This is a genomic window from Microbacterium marmarense, assembly GCF_037204165.1.
In the GTDB taxonomy this organism is placed as follows: domain Bacteria; phylum Actinomycetota; class Actinomycetes; order Actinomycetales; family Microbacteriaceae; genus Microbacterium; species Microbacterium marmarense.
The window spans coordinates 939,399-956,617 of sequence record NZ_JBBDGL010000001.1 but is presented as its reverse complement, the minus strand read 5'-3'; the positions used below and the strand labels follow the sequence as shown (position 1 = coordinate 956,617).

Annotated in this window: 19 protein-coding genes; 9 read left to right on the top strand and 10 right to left on the bottom strand. The window is 62.9% G+C overall.

Annotated features, from left to right (window positions below):
• Positions 1-22: 22 nt before the first annotated feature.
• The 3 genes from WDU96_RS04270 to WDU96_RS04260 form a co-directional block, all read right to left on the bottom strand.
• Positions 23-373 (bottom strand): ArsR/SmtB family transcription factor, encoded by a 351-nt coding sequence (locus tag WDU96_RS04270; RefSeq protein ID WP_337337245.1) that lies wholly within the window; start codon positions 371-373, stop codon positions 23-25.
• Positions 374-578: 205 nt separating this feature from the next.
• The gene (locus WDU96_RS04265; RefSeq protein ID WP_337337244.1) at positions 579-1,247 is read right to left on the bottom strand and encodes a response regulator transcription factor; all 669 of its coding nucleotides are present in this window, start codon (positions 1,245-1,247) and stop codon (positions 579-581) included.
• Positions 1,244-2,431 (bottom strand): sensor histidine kinase, encoded by a 1,188-nt coding sequence (locus WDU96_RS04260; RefSeq protein WP_337337243.1) that lies wholly within the window; start codon positions 2,429-2,431, stop codon positions 1,244-1,246. Before WDU96_RS04260 ends, WDU96_RS04265 begins: the two co-directional genes overlap by 4 nt.
• Positions 2,432-2,595: 164 nt before the next feature.
• Here WDU96_RS04260 and WDU96_RS04255 point away from each other — a divergent pair, with 164 nt between their 5' ends.
• Both WDU96_RS04255 and WDU96_RS04250 read left to right on the top strand, forming a co-directional pair.
• The gene (locus WDU96_RS04255) at positions 2,596-3,294 is read left to right on the top strand and encodes an ABC transporter ATP-binding protein (protein ID WP_337337242.1); all 699 of its coding nucleotides are present in this window, start codon (positions 2,596-2,598) and stop codon (positions 3,292-3,294) included.
• Positions 3,291-4,592: an ABC transporter permease gene (locus WDU96_RS04250; protein ID WP_337337241.1), complete on the top strand. Its 1,302-nt coding sequence runs from the start codon at positions 3,291-3,293 to the stop codon at positions 4,590-4,592. The genes WDU96_RS04255 and WDU96_RS04250 overlap by 4 nt, the downstream gene beginning before the upstream one ends.
• Positions 4,593-4,692: 100 nt before the next feature.
• Here WDU96_RS04250 and WDU96_RS04245 read toward each other — a convergent pair whose 3' ends face one another.
• From WDU96_RS04245 to WDU96_RS04235, 3 genes are read right to left on the bottom strand one after another with little or no spacing between them, the layout of a single operon-like run.
• Complete coding sequence (locus tag WDU96_RS04245; RefSeq protein ID WP_337337240.1) at positions 4,693-5,721, bottom strand: ABC transporter ATP-binding protein; 1,029 nt, start codon at positions 5,719-5,721, stop codon at positions 4,693-4,695.
• Positions 5,718-6,512 carry an ABC transporter permease gene (locus tag WDU96_RS04240; protein ID WP_337337239.1) on the bottom strand — a complete coding sequence of 265 codons (795 nt, stop codon included), beginning with the start codon at positions 6,510-6,512 and terminating at the stop codon, positions 5,718-5,720. The genes WDU96_RS04245 and WDU96_RS04240 overlap by 4 nt, the downstream gene beginning before the upstream one ends.
• Complete coding sequence (locus tag WDU96_RS04235) at positions 6,509-6,994, bottom strand: ABC transporter permease subunit (RefSeq protein WP_337337238.1); 486 nt, start codon at positions 6,992-6,994, stop codon at positions 6,509-6,511. Before WDU96_RS04235 ends, WDU96_RS04240 begins: the two co-directional genes overlap by 4 nt.
• Before the next feature lie 41 nt (positions 6,995-7,035).
• Between WDU96_RS04235 and WDU96_RS04230 the strand changes: the two genes are divergently transcribed.
• Positions 7,036-7,203 carry a hypothetical protein gene (locus tag WDU96_RS04230; protein ID WP_337337237.1) on the top strand — a complete coding sequence of 56 codons (168 nt, stop codon included), beginning with the start codon at positions 7,036-7,038 and terminating at the stop codon, positions 7,201-7,203.
• Positions 7,204-7,342: 139 nt separating this feature from the next.
• Here WDU96_RS04230 and WDU96_RS04225 read toward each other — a convergent pair whose 3' ends face one another.
• On the bottom strand, positions 7,343-8,602 hold the full coding sequence (locus WDU96_RS04225) for an ABC transporter substrate-binding protein (RefSeq protein ID WP_337337236.1): 1,260 nt from the start codon (positions 8,600-8,602) through the stop codon (positions 7,343-7,345).
• 114 nt (positions 8,603-8,716) lie between these two features.
• Between WDU96_RS04225 and WDU96_RS04220 the strand changes: the two genes are divergently transcribed.
• Together WDU96_RS04220 and WDU96_RS04215 are read left to right on the top strand one after the other, a co-directional pair.
• Positions 8,717-9,430, top strand: a complete 714-nt coding sequence (locus tag WDU96_RS04220) for a TVP38/TMEM64 family protein (RefSeq protein WP_337337235.1) — start codon at positions 8,717-8,719, stop codon at positions 9,428-9,430.
• Positions 9,427-10,047 carry a CDP-alcohol phosphatidyltransferase family protein gene (locus WDU96_RS04215; RefSeq protein ID WP_337337234.1) on the top strand — a complete coding sequence of 207 codons (621 nt, stop codon included), beginning with the start codon at positions 9,427-9,429 and terminating at the stop codon, positions 10,045-10,047. The genes WDU96_RS04220 and WDU96_RS04215 overlap by 4 nt, the downstream gene beginning before the upstream one ends.
• On the opposite strand, the gene WDU96_RS04210 is transcribed toward WDU96_RS04215, so the two are convergent.
• A complete protein-coding gene (locus WDU96_RS04210) occupies positions 10,044-11,480 on the bottom strand; it encodes a dihydrolipoyl dehydrogenase family protein (protein ID WP_337337233.1) in 1,437 nt (478 codons plus the stop codon). The two genes, WDU96_RS04215 and WDU96_RS04210, sit on opposite strands and share 4 nt — an antisense overlap.
• A gap of 119 nt (positions 11,481-11,599) precedes the next feature.
• Between WDU96_RS04210 and WDU96_RS04205 the strand changes: the two genes are divergently transcribed.
• Positions 11,600-12,331 (top strand): flavodoxin family protein, encoded by a 732-nt coding sequence (locus WDU96_RS04205; RefSeq protein ID WP_337337232.1) that lies wholly within the window; start codon positions 11,600-11,602, stop codon positions 12,329-12,331.
• 45 nt (positions 12,332-12,376) lie between these two features.
• Positions 12,377-13,162 carry a Crp/Fnr family transcriptional regulator gene (locus WDU96_RS04200; protein ID WP_337337231.1) on the top strand — a complete coding sequence of 262 codons (786 nt, stop codon included), beginning with the start codon at positions 12,377-12,379 and terminating at the stop codon, positions 13,160-13,162.
• A gap of 143 nt (positions 13,163-13,305) precedes the next feature.
• Here the strand turns inward: WDU96_RS04200 and WDU96_RS04195 are convergent, their stop codons facing one another.
• Positions 13,306-14,106: an SDR family NAD(P)-dependent oxidoreductase gene (locus WDU96_RS04195; protein ID WP_337337230.1), complete on the bottom strand. Its 801-nt coding sequence runs from the start codon at positions 14,104-14,106 to the stop codon at positions 13,306-13,308.
• A gap of 143 nt (positions 14,107-14,249) precedes the next feature.
• Between WDU96_RS04195 and WDU96_RS04190 the strand changes: the two genes are divergently transcribed.
• Both WDU96_RS04190 and WDU96_RS04185 read left to right on the top strand, forming a co-directional pair.
• Entirely contained in the window at positions 14,250-14,855 is a 606-nt protein-coding gene (locus tag WDU96_RS04190) for a TetR/AcrR family transcriptional regulator (RefSeq protein ID WP_337337229.1), read from the top strand.
• 324 nt (positions 14,856-15,179) lie between these two features.
• Entirely contained in the window at positions 15,180-16,091 is a 912-nt protein-coding gene (locus WDU96_RS04185; RefSeq protein ID WP_337337228.1) for an aggregation-promoting factor C-terminal-like domain-containing protein, read from the top strand.
• 5 nt (positions 16,092-16,096) lie between these two features.
• Here WDU96_RS04185 and WDU96_RS04180 read toward each other — a convergent pair whose 3' ends face one another.
• Complete coding sequence (locus WDU96_RS04180) at positions 16,097-17,185, bottom strand: LLM class F420-dependent oxidoreductase (RefSeq protein WP_337337227.1); 1,089 nt, start codon at positions 17,183-17,185, stop codon at positions 16,097-16,099.
• Between the last annotated feature and the right edge of the window lie 34 nt (positions 17,186-17,219).

Sequence of the window (17,219 nt, the reverse complement as noted above, 5' to 3'; positions counted from 1 at the left end):
GGCCTTTCGAGGTGTGGAGGATTCAGTTCGTACGAGGTGGTGCGTCAGCGAGCAACGCGTCGAGGCGGTCGATGCGCGATCGCCAGATCTGCTCATAGCGGTCAAGCAGCAGCTGTGCGCGGCGAATCGCCTCGGGGTTGCCGCGCACCTTGCGTTCGCGGCCGTGTGCATGCTTCGTCACCAGACCGGCTCCCTCGAGTACTGCGACGTGCTTCTGCACTGCCGCGAACGACATGTCGTAGGAGGTAGCGAGCTCTGATACCGACGCTTCGCCCTGCAAGGTGCGCCGGACGATGTCTCGCCTCGTCGCATCGGCGAGCGCCCGAAAGATCCGGTCCACCTCGTCGTCGCTGAGTTCTAATTGTGCAACCATTTGGTTGTACGTTACGCTCGCGGGGTTGAGGTGTCAACCCGTTTCTTGTCTGACTCGTCCGCGCGCATTTGTCGACGAGACATGAGCTGGTGCGCGAAACATGGCGCCCGCGGGCCTGTTTCGCGCACGAACTCATGTCTCGCGGGATGGTGGCGGCGATGAGGGGCGGATGCTGCGCGAAGCGAGGCGGAGGCGCTACAACGCGCTACGCGCCTGGCGCGAGCAGGCCCGTCTCATAGGCGAGGATCACGAGCTGCGCGCGGTCGTGTGCATACACCTTGGCCATAATGCGGTTGACGTGCGTCTTGGCGGTGTGAGGAGAGATGACTAGCGACTCGGCGATGTCTTGGTTCGAGAAGCCTCGCGCCACAAGAAGGAGCACTTCACGTTCACGATCAGTGAGCTGCTCGAGTTCTCGCGGAACCGGAGCCGTCGATGCCTCGGTCTGCGGCAGGACGAACTTCGTGATCAAGCTCCGGGTCGCAGCCGGCGAAAGAAGCGACTCCCCCGCATGTATCGCGAGCACCGCGAGCACAATGTCTTGAGGCTCCGAGCCTTTGCCGATGAAACCGCTCGCTCCCGCGCGCAACGCCGCCAGCACGTACTCGTCTTCTTCGAAGGTGGTGAGAATGAGCACCCTCGTCGCGCTCAGCTCTGGTCGTGCGCAAATCGCCGCGGTCGCCGCGATTCCGTCTTTGCGTGGCATCCGGATGTCCATCACGACCACATCGGGCTTCACTCGAACGGCTTGCTCGATGGCGTCCTCACCATCGACAGCTTCACCCACAACATCAATGTCCTCAACCTGGCTCAAGATGTCAGAGACCGCTTGCCGAATGAGGGCTTGGTCGTCTACGACAAGCACCGTGATCACCGTGAAAGCTCCTCTCTGTTGAGTGGAACAACCGCCGCGAGCCGCCAACCGCCGGGGAACGGCCCAGTCTCCACAGTGCCATGCACGGCGGATACACGTTCACGCAGCCCCACGAGTCCGAGTCCTGAGCCGATTGCCTCAGAATCACTCGCCGCGCGCCGCCCAACCGGTGCCGCTGGGTTGGTGATGACCACCGAAAGCATGCTCGCCTTGGCCTCGATGAGCACATGGGCGCGATGCTCAGCACCGTGTTTGTGCGCGTTTGTGAGCCCCTCTTGCACAACCCGGTAGGCGACGAGATCGGCCGCAGTAGGCACCGCTGACAGATCGCCATCAACGCGAACAGTAATCGCCAATCCCGCGGCGGCGAACGGCCGCTCAAGGTCAGCGAGGCGGGCCAAGCCCGGTTGCGGACTGGCGTCACTTGGCTCGTCTGCGCGCAATACCTCGAGCAGGTCACCGATTTCACCCAGCACGGTGCGCGCCGCGGTTCGAATCGTGCTGAGTGATTCTTCCGCCTTCTCAGGCTGACTCGCCATAGTGGAGGACGCCACACCCGCATTCAGGCTGATCACCGCGATCTGGTGAGCCATGACGTCGTGCAGATCGCGTGCGATCCTCACCCGCTCTTCCGCAACGCGGCGCTTCGCCTCAGCCTCTTTGGTCGCTTCGGCACGCTCGGCGCGACCGGTCATCGCCTGAATGAACTCGCGCCGCGAACGAGTGGCGTCGCCCGCTGCCGCGGCAAAAGCGACGGTGATCACGACCTGGAACACACGCGGATCTACAATTCCTGCCGCCGGATCAAAGAGTGCAATCATCGCGATCGCAATCACAGTGAGCACGCCGACCACCAGTGTTGTGCGCCTCGTCGAGCGGTTGGCCACCCCGAAGGTCGCGATAGCTATCGCGATCACGATTCCAGGCGCGGGAACGCCCCAAAACACCGCAACCGGGTAAAGCAGCAGACATGCGAGCAGTACGGTTTTCGGCCAGCGACGACGTAGCGGCAGCAGCGCCGCCGGAATGATCGCCACGAAGTAGGCGGCAAGGTTGCCTAGCGACGCGCCGTGCACGGGAATGAACGGAGCCGCCACGATGAACGCCGCTGCGATAGCGTCGCCAACCCACAGCGGCACGCGCCGTGTGATGGTGTCGTGCAGTCTCGTCACGGGCTGCGTCATGCTTCCAGTGTGGCGCTTGCCGCGAGTTGCCGCGTCATCCCCGCGCGGCATCGCCTGTACTGCGATCGCGGTACGTCAGGTGTCCACGACTGCGGGATGCCCGCTCATGCGCGAAAGACGAGGCTTGGGTACAACCAGCAGCATCCGATCATTGGGAGCAATAAATGACCACCCCGATTCTCTCGGTCAAGGACGTACACAAGTCCTACGGCCGAGGACAAAACCGCTTCGACGCCCTCAAAGGGGTGAGTCTCGACATCGCCCAGGGCGAGAGCCTCGCGATTGTTGGCAAGAGCGGATCAGGAAAGTCCACTCTGATGCACGTGTTGGCACTTCTGGATGCTGCGTCATCTGGCTCCGTCGAGCTCGACGGCGTAGACACGGCAACCCTGCAGGGCCGCACTCTCAACCGAACGCGCAACAAGACGTTCGGGTTCGTGTTTCAGCAGTTCTTTCTCACTGGCAATCAGACCGTGCTCGAGAACGTGATTCTGCCGCTGAAGATTGCAGGCATCGGACGCGCGGAACGCAAACGCCGTGGTCTTGCGGCGCTGGAGCAACTCGACCTTGGCGACAAAGCGAAAAACAGGGCGGTGAACCTGTCAGGCGGTCAAAAGCAGAGAACCGTCATCGCTCGCGCACTCGTCAACAACCCGCAGATCATATTTGCCGATGAGCCCACAGGCAATCTGGATTCAGCGACCGGCGCTGTCGTCGAAGATATTTTGTTCACTCTCAACCGTGAAAACGGCATCACGCTCATCGTGGTCACGCACGACGACGAGTTGGCCAGTCGCTGTGATCGACGCATTCTCATTCGTGATGGTGAGATCGTCGAAGACTCCGCGGCGGTGGCAGCATGAAAACAACTGACCTCATCGGGTCGGCAGTCTCGAACACCTTCCGTTCAAAAACTCGCACTCTGCTGACCATTCTCGCGATCTTCATCGGCGCGTTTACTCTCACGCTCACCAGCGGCCTTGGTACGGGAATCAACGCTTACATCGACGACACCGTGACATCGATCGGTGCGAACGATGTCATGACGGTCACCAAACCAGCTGATAGTGCAGGTGGGGTGCCCGGCTCAGACACAGGGCCGGTCGAATACGACCCCGACGTCGTGGCAACAGGCATCCCTGGTTCGTCAGTGGTTGCCCTCACCCCCGACGACATTGATGCGCTCGCTGAAGTCGACGGTGTTCTGATGGTTGAACCGACCCGCTCGATCTCGGCTGACTACGTCGAAGGCGCCAACGGCGACCAGTTCGTCGTAGGAGTCGGCACCTTGATAGCTGGCATGACCGTGCAGCTCGAAGCTGGTGTTGTTCCCGACGACAGTGCCGCGGGCTTCGAAGTAGTGCTTCCGCTGTCGTACGTCGAACCGATGGGCTTCGCAGACGGGCAAGACGCACTGGGCGAGAGCATCACCATCGCGCTCACCGATGCAGAGCGCAACACGCATCTCATTGACGCGACAGTGGTCGGGGTAGCGGAGGAAGGACTCGCGGGCCCGACCGGCGAGAATCTTCTGCCCAACGAAGCACTGAGCGACGCGCTCTTCGACGCGCAGACGACCGGCTTGCCAGAAGATCAGATACACCAGTACCTGCAGGCGAGCATCTGGTTTGATGCGGAAGCCACCGACGAGCAGATCACCGCGCTGAAGGATCGCCTGGCCGACGAGGGCTACAGCGCAACAACCGTTGCCGATCAGATTGGAACGTTCACGAGCATCATCGACGGAATCGTCCTGGTGCTGAACGCCTTCGCCATCATCGCGCTTCTTGCCGCGAGCTTCGGGATCGTCAACACCCTGTTCATGTCGGTGCAAGAGCGCACGCGCGAGATCGGGCTGATGAAGGCGATGGGCATGAGCAGCGGTCGCGTGTTCAGCCTGTTTAGCCTTGAAGCCACCTTCATCGGGTTTCTAGGCAGCGCCATTGGCGTAGGCATCGCTATGGTCGTCGGCACCGCTGTGAGCGGGGCACTATCGACCACCCTGTTGTCAAACCTGCCGGGATTGACGCTCATCGCGTTCGATCCGATCTCGGTCGGCGTGATCATTCTGATTGTCATGCTGATCGCATTCCTCGCGGGAACACTGCCCGCAGCCCGCGCGGCACGGGCCGACCCGGTGGAGTCGCTCCGCTACGAATAAGCAACAGCCGAAGGCGCCGCGCTCCGTTATCTGGGGTGCGGCGCCTTTCCCATCGTCACGAGGCATGCCCGCGACCGCGATGAGAGCTAACGCTGGCAACCTAAATGGGCACGACGGATGCTGCGCCGGGTGCGAATCTGAAACGCACCACATCTCCGGGTCGCGCTGTGTCGCCCGGCGGAAGATCAGCAACCAGCTCTGCAGATTGACACGCGATGGTAGCTTCACGACGCGCGCCCTTGCGGGCCACGTGAGCGATCACGCCCGAGAACTCCGCCGAATCGGCGATTTGCACGCACTCTTGCCTGATGACCAGCAGCCCTTCGCCGTCCGGCGAATCGGCGTCTACGACGACGGACCCCAGCGCGGATCGGTGCGTTCCATCGGCAACAACCCCAGCAATTGCCGTGCGCCCACCCATGAACTGCGCGACCGCGAGAGACGCCGGACGGTGATAGATGCGATCAACGGTGTCGTGCTGCAGCACTTGGCCGTCGGCAAGAACGACGATTCGCTCGGCCAAAGCGGCAGCCTCATCAGCGTCATGAGTCACCACCACCATCGTCGGTGGCAGCTCAGTTCTCAGCTCTGCCAGAAGAGCATGCATGTCGGCACGCAGTGCGGGGTCTAGCGCGCTGAACGGCTCATCGAGCAGCAGAATCGACGGTCGGGCGGCCATGGTTCGGGCGATCGCGACACGCTGCTGCTGCCCCCCGGAGAGCGAAGAAACCGAGCGTGAGCTGTACTCACCCAACTGCACGAGGTCGAGGTATGGTTGCGCGTTGTGCCGGGCTTCGCTGCGCGATCGTCCGGCAGCACGCAACGCAAATGCCACGTTGTCAAGCACCGAAAGGTGCGGAAACAGCAGTGCCCGCTGAAACACCATGCCGATGCCACGGCGTTCAGGCACAACTCCGGCGACATCTCTGCCGCCGATAAGAACAGCGCCCGCCGTGGGCTCATCGAGTCCAGCGACGATGCGAAGCAAGGTGCTCTTGCCCGAACCGCTCCGCCCCAATATGGCGGTGCGTGCGCCCGCTGCAAATTCGAGATCGACGTGGTTCAAGGCAAGATTCTCAGCCGAGCCGAAACGCTTGCTGACGCCGGCCAACGTGATGGCAGCGCTCATCGTGCCGCCTCCTTTCGCCAACGCCCTTGAACAATGATCGATAGGAGCACAATCGGCGGCACGACCGCAGCGAGGGCAAGCACCGCCACCATGGCATCGTTTCCTATTCCGGATGCTGCCGCCGCCGTGATCAGCGGAAGCGTGACGATCTGGCCGCCGCCGATGATCACCGTGACCACGTAGTCGCTCCACCCGACGAGAAACGCCAGAAAGGCTGACCTTGCCAGAGCTGACGAAAGCAACGGGAAGTGAACGTGCCACAGCACGTGTGAGCGCGATGCGCCAAGAATGCGAGCCTCTTCTTCATAGCCGATGTCGTGAGCGGCGTAGGCAGCCCGCATCGAGAACGTCGTGTACGGAATTGCCATCACCACGAGAACCCACACCACACCCACCAGTGCGGGAATGCGCGCCCGCAAGAACAGCACGTTGATGCCGAGGGCTGCCGCAAACGGTGGCAGCAGCACCGGAGCGAACAGAAGCGCGGTCAATAGCCGCGGCAACGGAGCCCACCCGTAGACCAGCGCGCGGGCAGCAAACGCGCCGAGCGGTGTCGCGATGACAGCGACCACCAAACCCAAGACGATCGAGCGCCCGAAGGCTTCAGCCCCACCTTGAGCAACGGCAGAGGTCAACCCGTCTAGCCCCCATTCGGTCGGGAGTCGCGCCGGGGACGACCAGCGGTCTGCGAAGGCCCAGAGCACCAGCGGCACAAAGGGCAACGTGAACCACACCACAAGCAACGCTGCCACCGCTCGTCTCAGCCAGCGAGTCGACGCAGATGCGGTCATCGCCACACCGCCGATCTGCGCAGCAGCGCGAACGCAATCCCGCCGGCTGCGGCTGCCAGCGCCACCGCGGTCAGCGCCACCGCCGCAGCTTCGTCTCGTGCCGCGAGATTGGCGTCGTTATAGAGGCGGACCGCCATCACCGACAACGGTTCGGGGTACGTGCGCCCGAGAAGCCACGCCACCTCATACGAACCCAGCGTATAGACGAAGGTAATGGCACCCGAAATGATGAGTGCCGGCGTGGCCAACGGCAGCCACACCAGGCGCAAGCGCGTGCGGCGGCCTGCCCCCAATAGTGCAGCGGTTTCGTCGTAGTCGACGACGCGGGTGATCAGCGCTCCCGCAACAACCAGAGCGACGAACGCGGACTCTTTCCACGCGTATTCGAAGACGACAGCGCCCCACCACGGGCCCGCAACAAACGACGGCCACGCGTCGGGGGGGGATCGACAACGCTCGGGCGAGCACACCCGAGTCGGCAAGCAAAAGGCCTACCGCAGCCGCGCCGATGAGGTGGGGCACGGTGACCGTCACCGCTCCCGATGCGACAACGACTTTCGAAGACCAACCCCCGCCTGCAATCAAGAGGGCTGCTGCGCCTCCCACCAAGACGGCAATCAAAGTGGATGCTGCGGCGATGCCAAGCGAAACGGCGGCTGCTTGCGGCAAGTCGTCCGCGGCGTTGCTGTAGGCCTCAACACTCAGTGCAGCGCTTCCGATGAGCGGCATCAGGCCAAGGCTCTGCAACAGCATCGAGACCAGGCCACCCAACACGACGAATGCGGTGGGGGCGGCAACGGCCACCACCAGCATCCATGGCCCTAGCCTCTTCACCTGCTCGCGGCGACCTGGGTGCGCCAGCCCTCATCGATCGCTCGCACCCAATCTGCCTCAAGCTCCGGGTTCGCAGAAGCCGATAGTTCTTCAAACGACGGCACGACAGGTGAGGCCGGCAAGTTGTCGAACTCGCCGCGCTCGTCGTCGGTCAATGCGTCGTAGTCGAGCACGGTGAATTGGCCCCAGGTCGCCGGGTCTGCCTTCGCCACCTGTTGATCGACGCTGAGAGCGAGGTTGGCTACCACCATGGCGCCAGCGGCGTCGGCGGCGTTGGCGGGGATGGCGAGAAAGCTTGCGTTGCCGAGGGTTCCTTCTTCGAGCGTGAGCACTTTTGTGCCTGCCGGGTAGGTGCCGTCGGCCACCAACTTGGTGAGCGTTGCGGGGCCGTAGGTCATCGTGAAATCCACTTCACCATCTGCGTACAGGCTGTTGAGCTGTTCTGAGTCTGCGGGATACGTATCGCCGCCGCGCCAGAGCGAAGGCGCGATCTCTTCGAGTGCGGCATACAGCGCGGGAGAGAGCGTGTTGAAAGCCTCATCGCTGTACTCGGACGCGACCTCGTCATGGCCCCCAGCGGTGCTGTAGAGCACCTGTCGCAAGAAAGCAGAGCCCGTAAAGTCTGGCGGCGCGGGGTACGTGAACCGCCCGGGGTTGGCATCGATCCACTCGAGCAGTTCAGCCATCGTCGAGGGTGGATCGTCGACGGCATCCGAATCGTAGGCAAAAGTGAACTGTGCTTTGTTCCAAGGTGCTTCGCAGCCGTTGACCGGCGCTCCGAAGTCTTCGGTGAGGAGGGGGTCGGATGCAGAGACTTTCGCCATATTCGGCAGCAGTGGCGTCCACTCACACAACCACGCCCCTGCCTGCGACCCGGTAAGAAAATTGTCACCGTTCACCCAGATCAAATCGACGGACCCATCGTCTGACCGTCCCGCCTGCAGTTCCGTCAGCACACGATTGAGGGCGTCGGCGGTGTCGGCGATCGGGACCCGTCGCAGAGTCACGCCTTCTGCTGCCGCCGCGGGCGCGAGCACAGTGTCGACGTAGTTGTTGCCCTGTTCGTCACCGCCCCACATCCACAGGTCAACGCTCTGACCTGCAGCCACGCTCGTCACGTTGTCCCAATCCGCGAACGATGTCGCGCTCGTGGGCGGGGCGGGCGCTGAACACGCGGTGAGAGCAAGAAGACTCGTCATACCCAGCGCGGCACCAACCATGAGTGGGCGCCGCCGACGGAAGGGGGTACGCGTCACGGTGAAGCTCCTTGGGTCAGAGGCGGGTATGGGCAAGATTAGTTGGCAGCTTCGTCTGCGGATGGTGATCTATGACACAGACGGATCTTTGGTATGCGACCTAGCATGTCTAAAATGCGGATCTCGAAAATCAGCGCCAAGTGGCGCATTGTCATCTTTGCCGCATTCCTCGCTACCGTCGTCGTCATTGGACTGCTTGTGCCGTTGCCGAGCGTCGATGAGATTAGGGCTGTTGCCGACGCTGGCGGGATCTGGGTGCCGATCGTATTCGCGATTGTCTATGCCTTCGCCACGCTCACACCCATTCCCAGCAGCGTGATGAGTATCGCTGCGGGGCTGGTGTGGGGACTCGGTGTGGGATTTCTGGCGGTGTATCTCGGCGCGCTCGGCGGCGCGATGATCGCCTTCACCGCCAGCCGCGTGCTCGGACGCGAATCAATCGAGCGAATCACTGGAGCGCGGGTCGCGGCAGTCGATGATCTGCTGCGCAGTCGCGGAATGGCGACGGTCATCGGAGTTCGATTGGTTCCCTTGTTTCCATTCGCCGTGCTCAACTACACCGCAGGGCTCACGAGCGTGCGCCGTCGCGACTACGCCCTCGGCACGATGATTGGAATCGTGCCGGGAAGCCTCGCGTATGTCGCTGTGGGCGCGTACGGGTTCAGTCTTGAGTGGCCGTTCTTCATAGCGATGGCGTTTCTCGGGATCCTCACGATCGGTGGCGCTGTGCTCGCCGTGCGCATCCGCTCGCGTTCACGCAGCAATGCCGCGAATGCCGACTCAGAAACCGCGTCGGACTCCCCCGCCGCTGGCGGTTCTGCGGAATGATCGATTCTCAGCTGCGGCGGGCGCTGCAGCGGCCACTGGAGTGGGGCGCACGGACGATCGATGTGACGTGGGTTACACCGAACCGCCTCACGCTGGTCGGGATGCTCCTCGGGCTTGCCAGCGCAGCTCTTGCAGCCTTTCAGTTGTGGGTCCCGGCGCTCATCGCCTGGTTGCTGTCACGAGTTTTCGACGGTCTCGACGGCGCGTTGGCTCGTCGCCGTTCGAAGCACGGTTCTGACAGCGAAGTGGGTGGGTTTCTCGACATCGTCGCGGACTTCGCTACCTACGGCGCGACCGTTGTCGGCGTCGCCATCGGAGCGGCCGCCGCCTTCGATGCGCCGTGGTGGCCATTCCTCTTGGTGCTGTTCGCCTATTACCTCAACGGCACAACTTTCCTCGCGTTCTCGTCGATCGCTGAACGTACCGGCCGGCGCATCGACGATGGACGATCGCTGTCTTTCCTCGGGCGCATCGCCGAGGGGGCCGAGACCATCTTCGTCCACAGTTTGTGGTTGATCTTGCCGTGGTTTGCATGGCAAATCGCGCTGGTGTGGGCGGCCGTGGTGTTCGCCAGCGCTGTGCAACGCGTTGCGCTCGCGGTACGAATTCTGCGCTAGCGAACGCGGAGCGCTCGCAGTCGGCGCAGCGCCTGAACCGCGACGGCGAACGCGCCTCGGCGCAACCGGTACCGCACATCTGCGACCGCGGTGTTCCACAGCGGGTCGTTGAACGTCGGATACGGGTGGATCACTCCCGCCAGCACGCTGGTTGACAGATTGGCCTTCATCGCGAGGGCTAACTCTCCCATCGTTTCGCCCGCGCGAGGGCCGACGATTGTGCCGCCGAGAATCTTCCCTCGACGGTCGACGACGATGCGGGCGAACCCTGCGGTGTTGTTCTCTGCAATCGCACGGTCGGAATGTTCGTGGTGCCAGGTCACAACCCGATGGCGTCCGGCTGTCGCATCAGCGCTTTGGAGGCCGACGGCGGCAACCTCGGGTGCGGTGAATGTGACGCGTGGCACGACGCGCGTCTCCGCCTTTCGGCGCAGTCCCAAGATGGCGTTGGTGGCCGCCACACTCCCGTTGACTCCGGCAGTGTGAGTGAACTGCGCTAGCCCGGTGATATCGCCCGCCGACCAGATTCTGGGGTTTGTGGTGCGAAGGCTGTCATCGACTTCGACGTATCCCTTTGCATCACGATCAACCCCCGCAAGCTCAAGTCCGAGCGAGTCGGCTTGCGGAGTTCTACCAAGCGCCGCGACGATCGCATCAAACGCAACCTCAGCACCGTCATCCAAGGTGACGACACCAGACTGTCCATCGGTTGAGCGAACGGCCACTGCCGAACGCCCGGTGAGCACGGTCACGCCGTCGTCGGTCATGGCCCGATGAACGATCTCGCTGGCTTCTTCGTCTTCTTTGGGGAGCAGCCGTGAGCCTCGGTGAACGATCGTCACCTGAGATCCCAGTCGCGCCATGGCTTGACCAAGCTCACTGCCGATCGCTCCCCCGCCCAGCACCACGAGGCGCGGCGGGAGGGCGGTGAGGTCCCAGAAGTCCTCGCTCGTGCGCATCTGCACTGTTTCGGCGCCTTCGATGTTGGGCAGAGCGGGAGAGCTGCCTGTGGCGACAACAGCCTGACGAAAGGTCACCTTCTGACCGTTCACATCCAGGGTTTTTGCCGATGTGAAGCGAGCATCGCCGATCATGACCGAAACGTTCTCGGCTTCAAGCGCTTCAGGGGAATCCACGGGGGCGATGGTCGTGATCGCTCGCGTCACCGACGACATTGCCCGCTCAAAATCAGATTGCGCAAGTTCAGGGTCTAAAGGCCCGCTGCGCCCGGCGCGACGGGCCGCATCGACGTCGTGCGCGACCGCGATCAGCGTCTTCGAGGGCACGCAGCCCATCCATAGGCAGTCGCCACCGAGACGATCCCGCTCGATCAACAGCACCCTCGCGCCGAACCCTGCCGCAGTCTTGCTCGCGACCAGCCCCGCGCTGCCCCCGCCCACGACAACAAGATCCCATGTGCCAGAATTCAGCATCCGATTCCCCTCACTGCTTTCTCAACACTCGCGTGCTCTAACTGTCTAACAGGGTGAAGCCTTCTGGTCTGTAACCGACAACACAGAGGAGAGCGTTCTCGCGGCGTAGCATCGGCCCCATGAACGCCTCACAACGACCGTCAGCCACATACTCCGATCTGAGCGCTGTCTTCATCAATTGCACGCTCAAGAAGAGTCCCGACCTCAGTCACACGCAGGGGTTGATGGATCGAAGCATCGCGCTGATGCGTGCGCAGGGAGTGAGTGTTGACAGCCTCCGCTTCATCGATCACAACGTCGCCACCGGTGTTTATCCCGACATGCGCGAGCACGGGTGGGATGAAGACGCGTGGCCCGACGAAATCTGGCCCAAGATTGACGCCGCAGACATCCTGGTGATCGGCGGACCGCTTTGGCTGGGCGATAACGCCTCAACGACCAGACAACTCATCGAGCGGCTCTACGCCATGAGCGGCCTGTTCAACGACAAAGGTCAGTATGTCTATTACGGCAAGACCGGCGGCACGTTGATCACGGGCAACGAAGACGGGGTCAAGCACGCCGCTATGTCAACGCTGTACAGCCTGCAGCACATCGGTTTCACCATTCCCCCGGCTGCAGATGCGGGCTGGATCGGCGAAGTAGGTCCGGGGCCGAGCTACCTCGACCCTGGCTCGGGCGGTCCTGAGAACGACTTCACCAACCGCAACACCACATTCATGACGTGGAACCTGCTTCACCTCGCGCGCATGTTGAAAGATGCCGGCGGCGTACCCGCGTACGGCAACCTTCGTGAGGCGTGGAACGATGGCGAGCGCTTCGGCTTCGACGCCAACCCGGAGTATCGCTAAGCGGCAGCGACCACGCTCATGAGTGGATTATCAGGTGGTGGGCACATGATTGATCAGTGCGCTGCCAACGTGGTGGCCGCACCGCTCTCGGGTCAACGCCCGTGGGCCCCCACTCAGCGAGAGAGCAACCCCTTGGTATCTGCCACCGACGAGCCCTTCAATTGTTTGAGCGCGGTCGAACTCTTCGCCGACCTCTCACCAGATGAGCTCGCCGCGATTGACCGGATGGCGCCATCTCGCACCTATCGCACGGGCGAGCTGGTCTTCAGCCAGAGCCAGCCGGTGCACGCACTGTTCGTGTTGCAATCTGGGCGCGTGCGGGTCTTTCGCGTCACCGAAGACGGCAAAGCACTTACGATGGCGATACTTGAGCCCGGTGCGGTGTTCGGCGAAATGATGCTGGTCGGGCAACGCATGTACGACAACTATGCCGAAGCGATCGAAGAGACGTTGCTGTGCGAACTGAGCGTCACAGATGTGGAACAGCATTTGCTCTCAGACCCGCGCATCGCGATTCGCATCTCTCGGCACCTCGGCGAGCAGGTTGCGCGCCTCGAAGAGCGCCTCACCGATCTCGCGCTGCGTCCGTTGCTGGCTCGTCTAGCGAGCACGCTCGTGCGTTTGGGTGAGCCGCAACGCCGTTCACGGACGGGCCACGTCACGATCAGGCTGACCCACGAACAGCTCGCGGGGTTGCTCGGCACCACCCGAGAGTCGACCAGCAAGGCGATGTCTGATCTCGCTTCCCGCGGCCTCATCAGGCAATCGAGGGGGCGCATCGTGTTGCTCGATGTGCCGGCTATGACCGCGCTGTCTACAGCGACTGCTTAAGCGGCGCCTAGGCGCCACAGTTGGGCGCCTAGGCGCCGCGCCACGGCGCGGTCAGCCGCCGTTGGACGCCACCGCGGGGTCAGCCACCGCTGGACGCCACCCCGGGGTCAGCCACCGCTCGCGCGACGGGCACCAATCAGTTCTCAGATGCTGCGGTGATCCTGCACAGCAGCTTCCATGTCAGCGAGTCCAGGCACGATCATCGCGTCGACGGCCAAGGAGTCCGTCGCGTTGAGTTGCTGCATACCTCGAGCAGACTCCGGAGTGGCGTTGATCTCATGCTCGCCAGCGGCGAGGGCTGCCATTAGCGTTCCCACCACATCGGCGACCGATGCAGTTTCCCAACCCGCGTTGTTGGTGGTCATCATCGCCGTGTCCGTCGCGCCCGGGTACAAAGTGGCGACGTGCACGCCAGTGCCATGAAGCTCACGGCGCAGCGATTCGCCAAAGGCAGCAAGCCCAGACTTGGCGGCTGCGTAGACGGCGTAGAAAGGCATAGCGACGAGGGCGATCGAGCTTGAGACGTTCACGATGACACCGCCGTCTGCCGCACCGCTCGCGCGCAACTGAGGCAGAAGCGCCCGTGTCAGCAGGATCGGCGCGCTGAGGTCAAGATCCAGCATCGCGCGCACGTCATTCTCGCTTGAGTTCTCGAGACGACCGGCACGCACGTTGCCGGCGTTGTTGACCAGCAAGTTCACGGCGTCCCACGAGTCAACAGCCTGAGCGACCGCGTTGACACCGTCTGCGGTACTGAGGTCTTGGGCAAGAATCTCTGCGCTGCCGCCCGCAGCCTTGACGAGCTGTGCGGTCTCATTCAACGTCTGTTCGCGACGGCCCACGAGAAGCAGGTGTGCGCCCTCGGCCGCAAACTCGAGAGCAATTTCTCGACCGATTCCTTGCCCTGCGCCGGTGATGATTCCGCGACGGTTGCGAAGTTCCATGGTGATCCTCTTTCTCTCGACTGGTACGCGCAGGCACACGCCAACGCCACACAAGATGTATTCGGTACCGAACGGTAACATAGTTCAACCAGCTTTACTACCGAGCGGTTTCAAATTCGTCTGCATCGGCGTAGAGTGTCGCCATGAGCGCGATAGCCAGCACCGCCGTCGGCCGGCCACGCCTCTTCGACGAAGAGCGCGTGCTGGCTGAGCTCACCGCGCTCTTCTGGCGCAAGGGCTATTCCCAAACCACGATGAGCGACATCGTCGAGTCCAGCGGAATGCACAAACCGAGCCTCTATCGCACCTTCGGCAGCAAAGAAGAACTGTTCGCAATCGTGCTGCGCCGCTACCTCGCGGAGCGGATGCAGATGTTCTCCCAACTCATCGCCGAATCCGGTAGCGGCATCAGTGCGGCTCACAAGTTCCTGACCCTGTTTGAGATCGATGCCGTGTCAGAGCGTGGTCGCGATGGATGCCTGATGGTGATGGCTTCGAACGAGCTGCGCGGCACGCTGCCCGGCTATGACTTCGCATCCGACTACCGACAGCAGATGCGTCAACAGCTGTCGACGCTTGTCGCAGCGGCGTGGCCCGGCGGCGAAAGCGAGGCCGAGTTCGCACGGGCGCGCACTGATGTGCTCACGACCTACCTCCTTGGACTCCACGTCGTGATGCGCTCGGGCGCCAGCGCGGAAGAGATCCACGAGTACGTGCAGGCGATGCACCTCACCGTCGACGCCTGGTAGCGACTCGCGAGTACCGCGGTGATGCGCACCGCACGCGCTGGCGCAACCGACTTTCCCCCAAACATGACCTCGTGCGCGAGACGAGCTGTCGTGCGGCCTGTTTCGTGCGCGAAGTCATGTTTCGCGGAAGTGGGTCAGCCGCGTTCTCACGCTTTTACCAGCGCTCACAAGGGGTTCGTCCAGAGCGAGCGCCCAGACTCGTTCACTTGCGCTCACCCGACTGCGCAACTGCCGCGGAGTTCGGCACCGAGTTCCCTCAGAAAGAACGCCTCCCCCATGCTCTTCCCCCAGCCCGCTCGCACTGAAAACCCTTCACTGCGAGGCATGACCGCCACTCGCTCCGCCGCCTTCGGGCTGAGCCTCTCGCTGCTGATCGCCGCCGGTATCGCCACGGCTACCCCCGCGACAGCGCAGACTCTCACGTCGGCGTCGACGGTTACCGCGCTTGCTGATGCGAACGACGACGCACAAACTCTCGACGACATCTCCGTCCAGGCGCAGTCTGCCCTCGACGCGGCCAACGCCACGCTGACGGCGGCTGCGACGGTAGTCGGCGACGTGGCAGCATCCGACCTCGAACTCGACACCGATGACACGTCGATCGACACAACGGCGCTTCGCGACTACATCGAGAAGTTCGATGGGCTCGAGGTAATGCCGTTGCTGATTCTTCCTGGGCTCACTGCTGACACCGTTGCTGAGACCGAACTCGTGCAGGCGCGCGCCGACGAGCTGAGCGGAAAACTAGCAGACGCCGAAGAAGCTGCCGCGGCTGCCAAGAAAGCGGCAGAAGAAGCCGCCGCGAAAGCAGCGGCTGAACAGCAAGCCGCCGAAGCAGCCGCCGCGGAAGCTGAGGCCGCGGCAGCCGAGGAGTCGGCTGAACAAGCCACGGGCACTGGCGCCGCCGTTGCGGCTACCGGTTCGAACTCCGCTGGCGATGCGCAAGCATATGCACAGGAGCTGGGCGCCTCGCAGTACGGATGGGGCGCCGACCAGTTCTCATGCCTCGTGTCGCTGTGGAACCGCGAATCGGGCTGGAACTACCAGGCCTACAACGCCAGCAGTGGGGCGTTCGGCATTCCGCAGTCGCTGCCCGGCAGCAAGATGGCGAGCGCCGGTGCGGATTGGCAAACGAACGCAGCGACTCAGGTTGCGTGGGGCCTCGGGTACATCTCGGCGGCCTACGGCACGCCTTGTGGTGCATGGTCGCACTCTGAGTCTGTCGGCTGGTACTGATCTAGCTAGTCGCGCACCAGATCGAGCAGCGACGTGACATCGTTCAGCCGCTGCTCGGGGGTGTCGGCGACGGGTGCAAGCAGCAGGGTGGTCACCCCAGCGGCTTCGAACGCCGCAATGCGGCGCTTCAACTCCTCACCGTCGCCGAAGAGCGCAACGCCATAGAGCAGTTCGTCTGGCACGGCCGCGATCGCCTCGGCTTGACGCCCCGAGAGGTACAGCTCTTGGATCTCGGCCGCTTCAGCCTCGTAGCCGTAGCGCACCGCAATGTCGTTGTAGAAGTTTTTGCCTTTCGCACCCATGCCGCCAATGTAGAGCGCCAGCTGCGCACGCACGGCCATCAGCGCCTTCGGCGACGGGTGACCGAAGGCGAAGAACACTTGCACCTGAATCTGGAGCGTGCCGAGCTGGGGGTCGCGACGCGACAACCCCTGCTCCAGCGATTCGCCCCAGACGCGGTCAGCTCGGTTGGGGTCGTAGAAGATGGGCTGCCACCCCTCAGCGATCTCTGCGACTTGAGCAACGCTCTTGCTGCCGAGCGCCGCGATCGAAATGGGGATGTTCGTTCGCTCCGGCGTATTGATGAGCTTCAGCGGCTTTCCCATGCCGGTGCCGCCCTGTTCCCGCGACAGCGGCACAGAATAGTGTCGACCGTCGTGAATCACCGGGTCGCGGCGCCACACCTGACGGCAGATGTCGACGATCTCGCGAGTGCGACCCAGCGGCGCGTCGTACTTCACCCCGTGAAAGCCTTCAATCACTTGTGGGCCCGAAGCGCCAAGCCCCAGAGTGAAGCCCCCTCCGGCGAGCGAGTCCAGGCTCGCTGCGGTCATCGCGGTGAGGCTTGGCGTGCGGGTATAGAGCTGGAAGATGTTGGACATCAAGCCGATGCGCGTGGTCTTGGCTGCCAGATAGCCCAACCGGCTGACGGCATCGAATGAATACGCCTCAGCGACCGCGATCGTGTCAAGGCCGACAGCCTCGTACGTTTCCACTGCGTCCGCTATCTCATGAATGTCGCTCGAGTAGTTCTGAATGAGTCCGAAGTGCATCGTGTTGCCTTCCATCGAGGGCCCGCCGCATTGCTGTGCCATCGGGAACGATACCGGAACGATGTGAGCCCTCTTT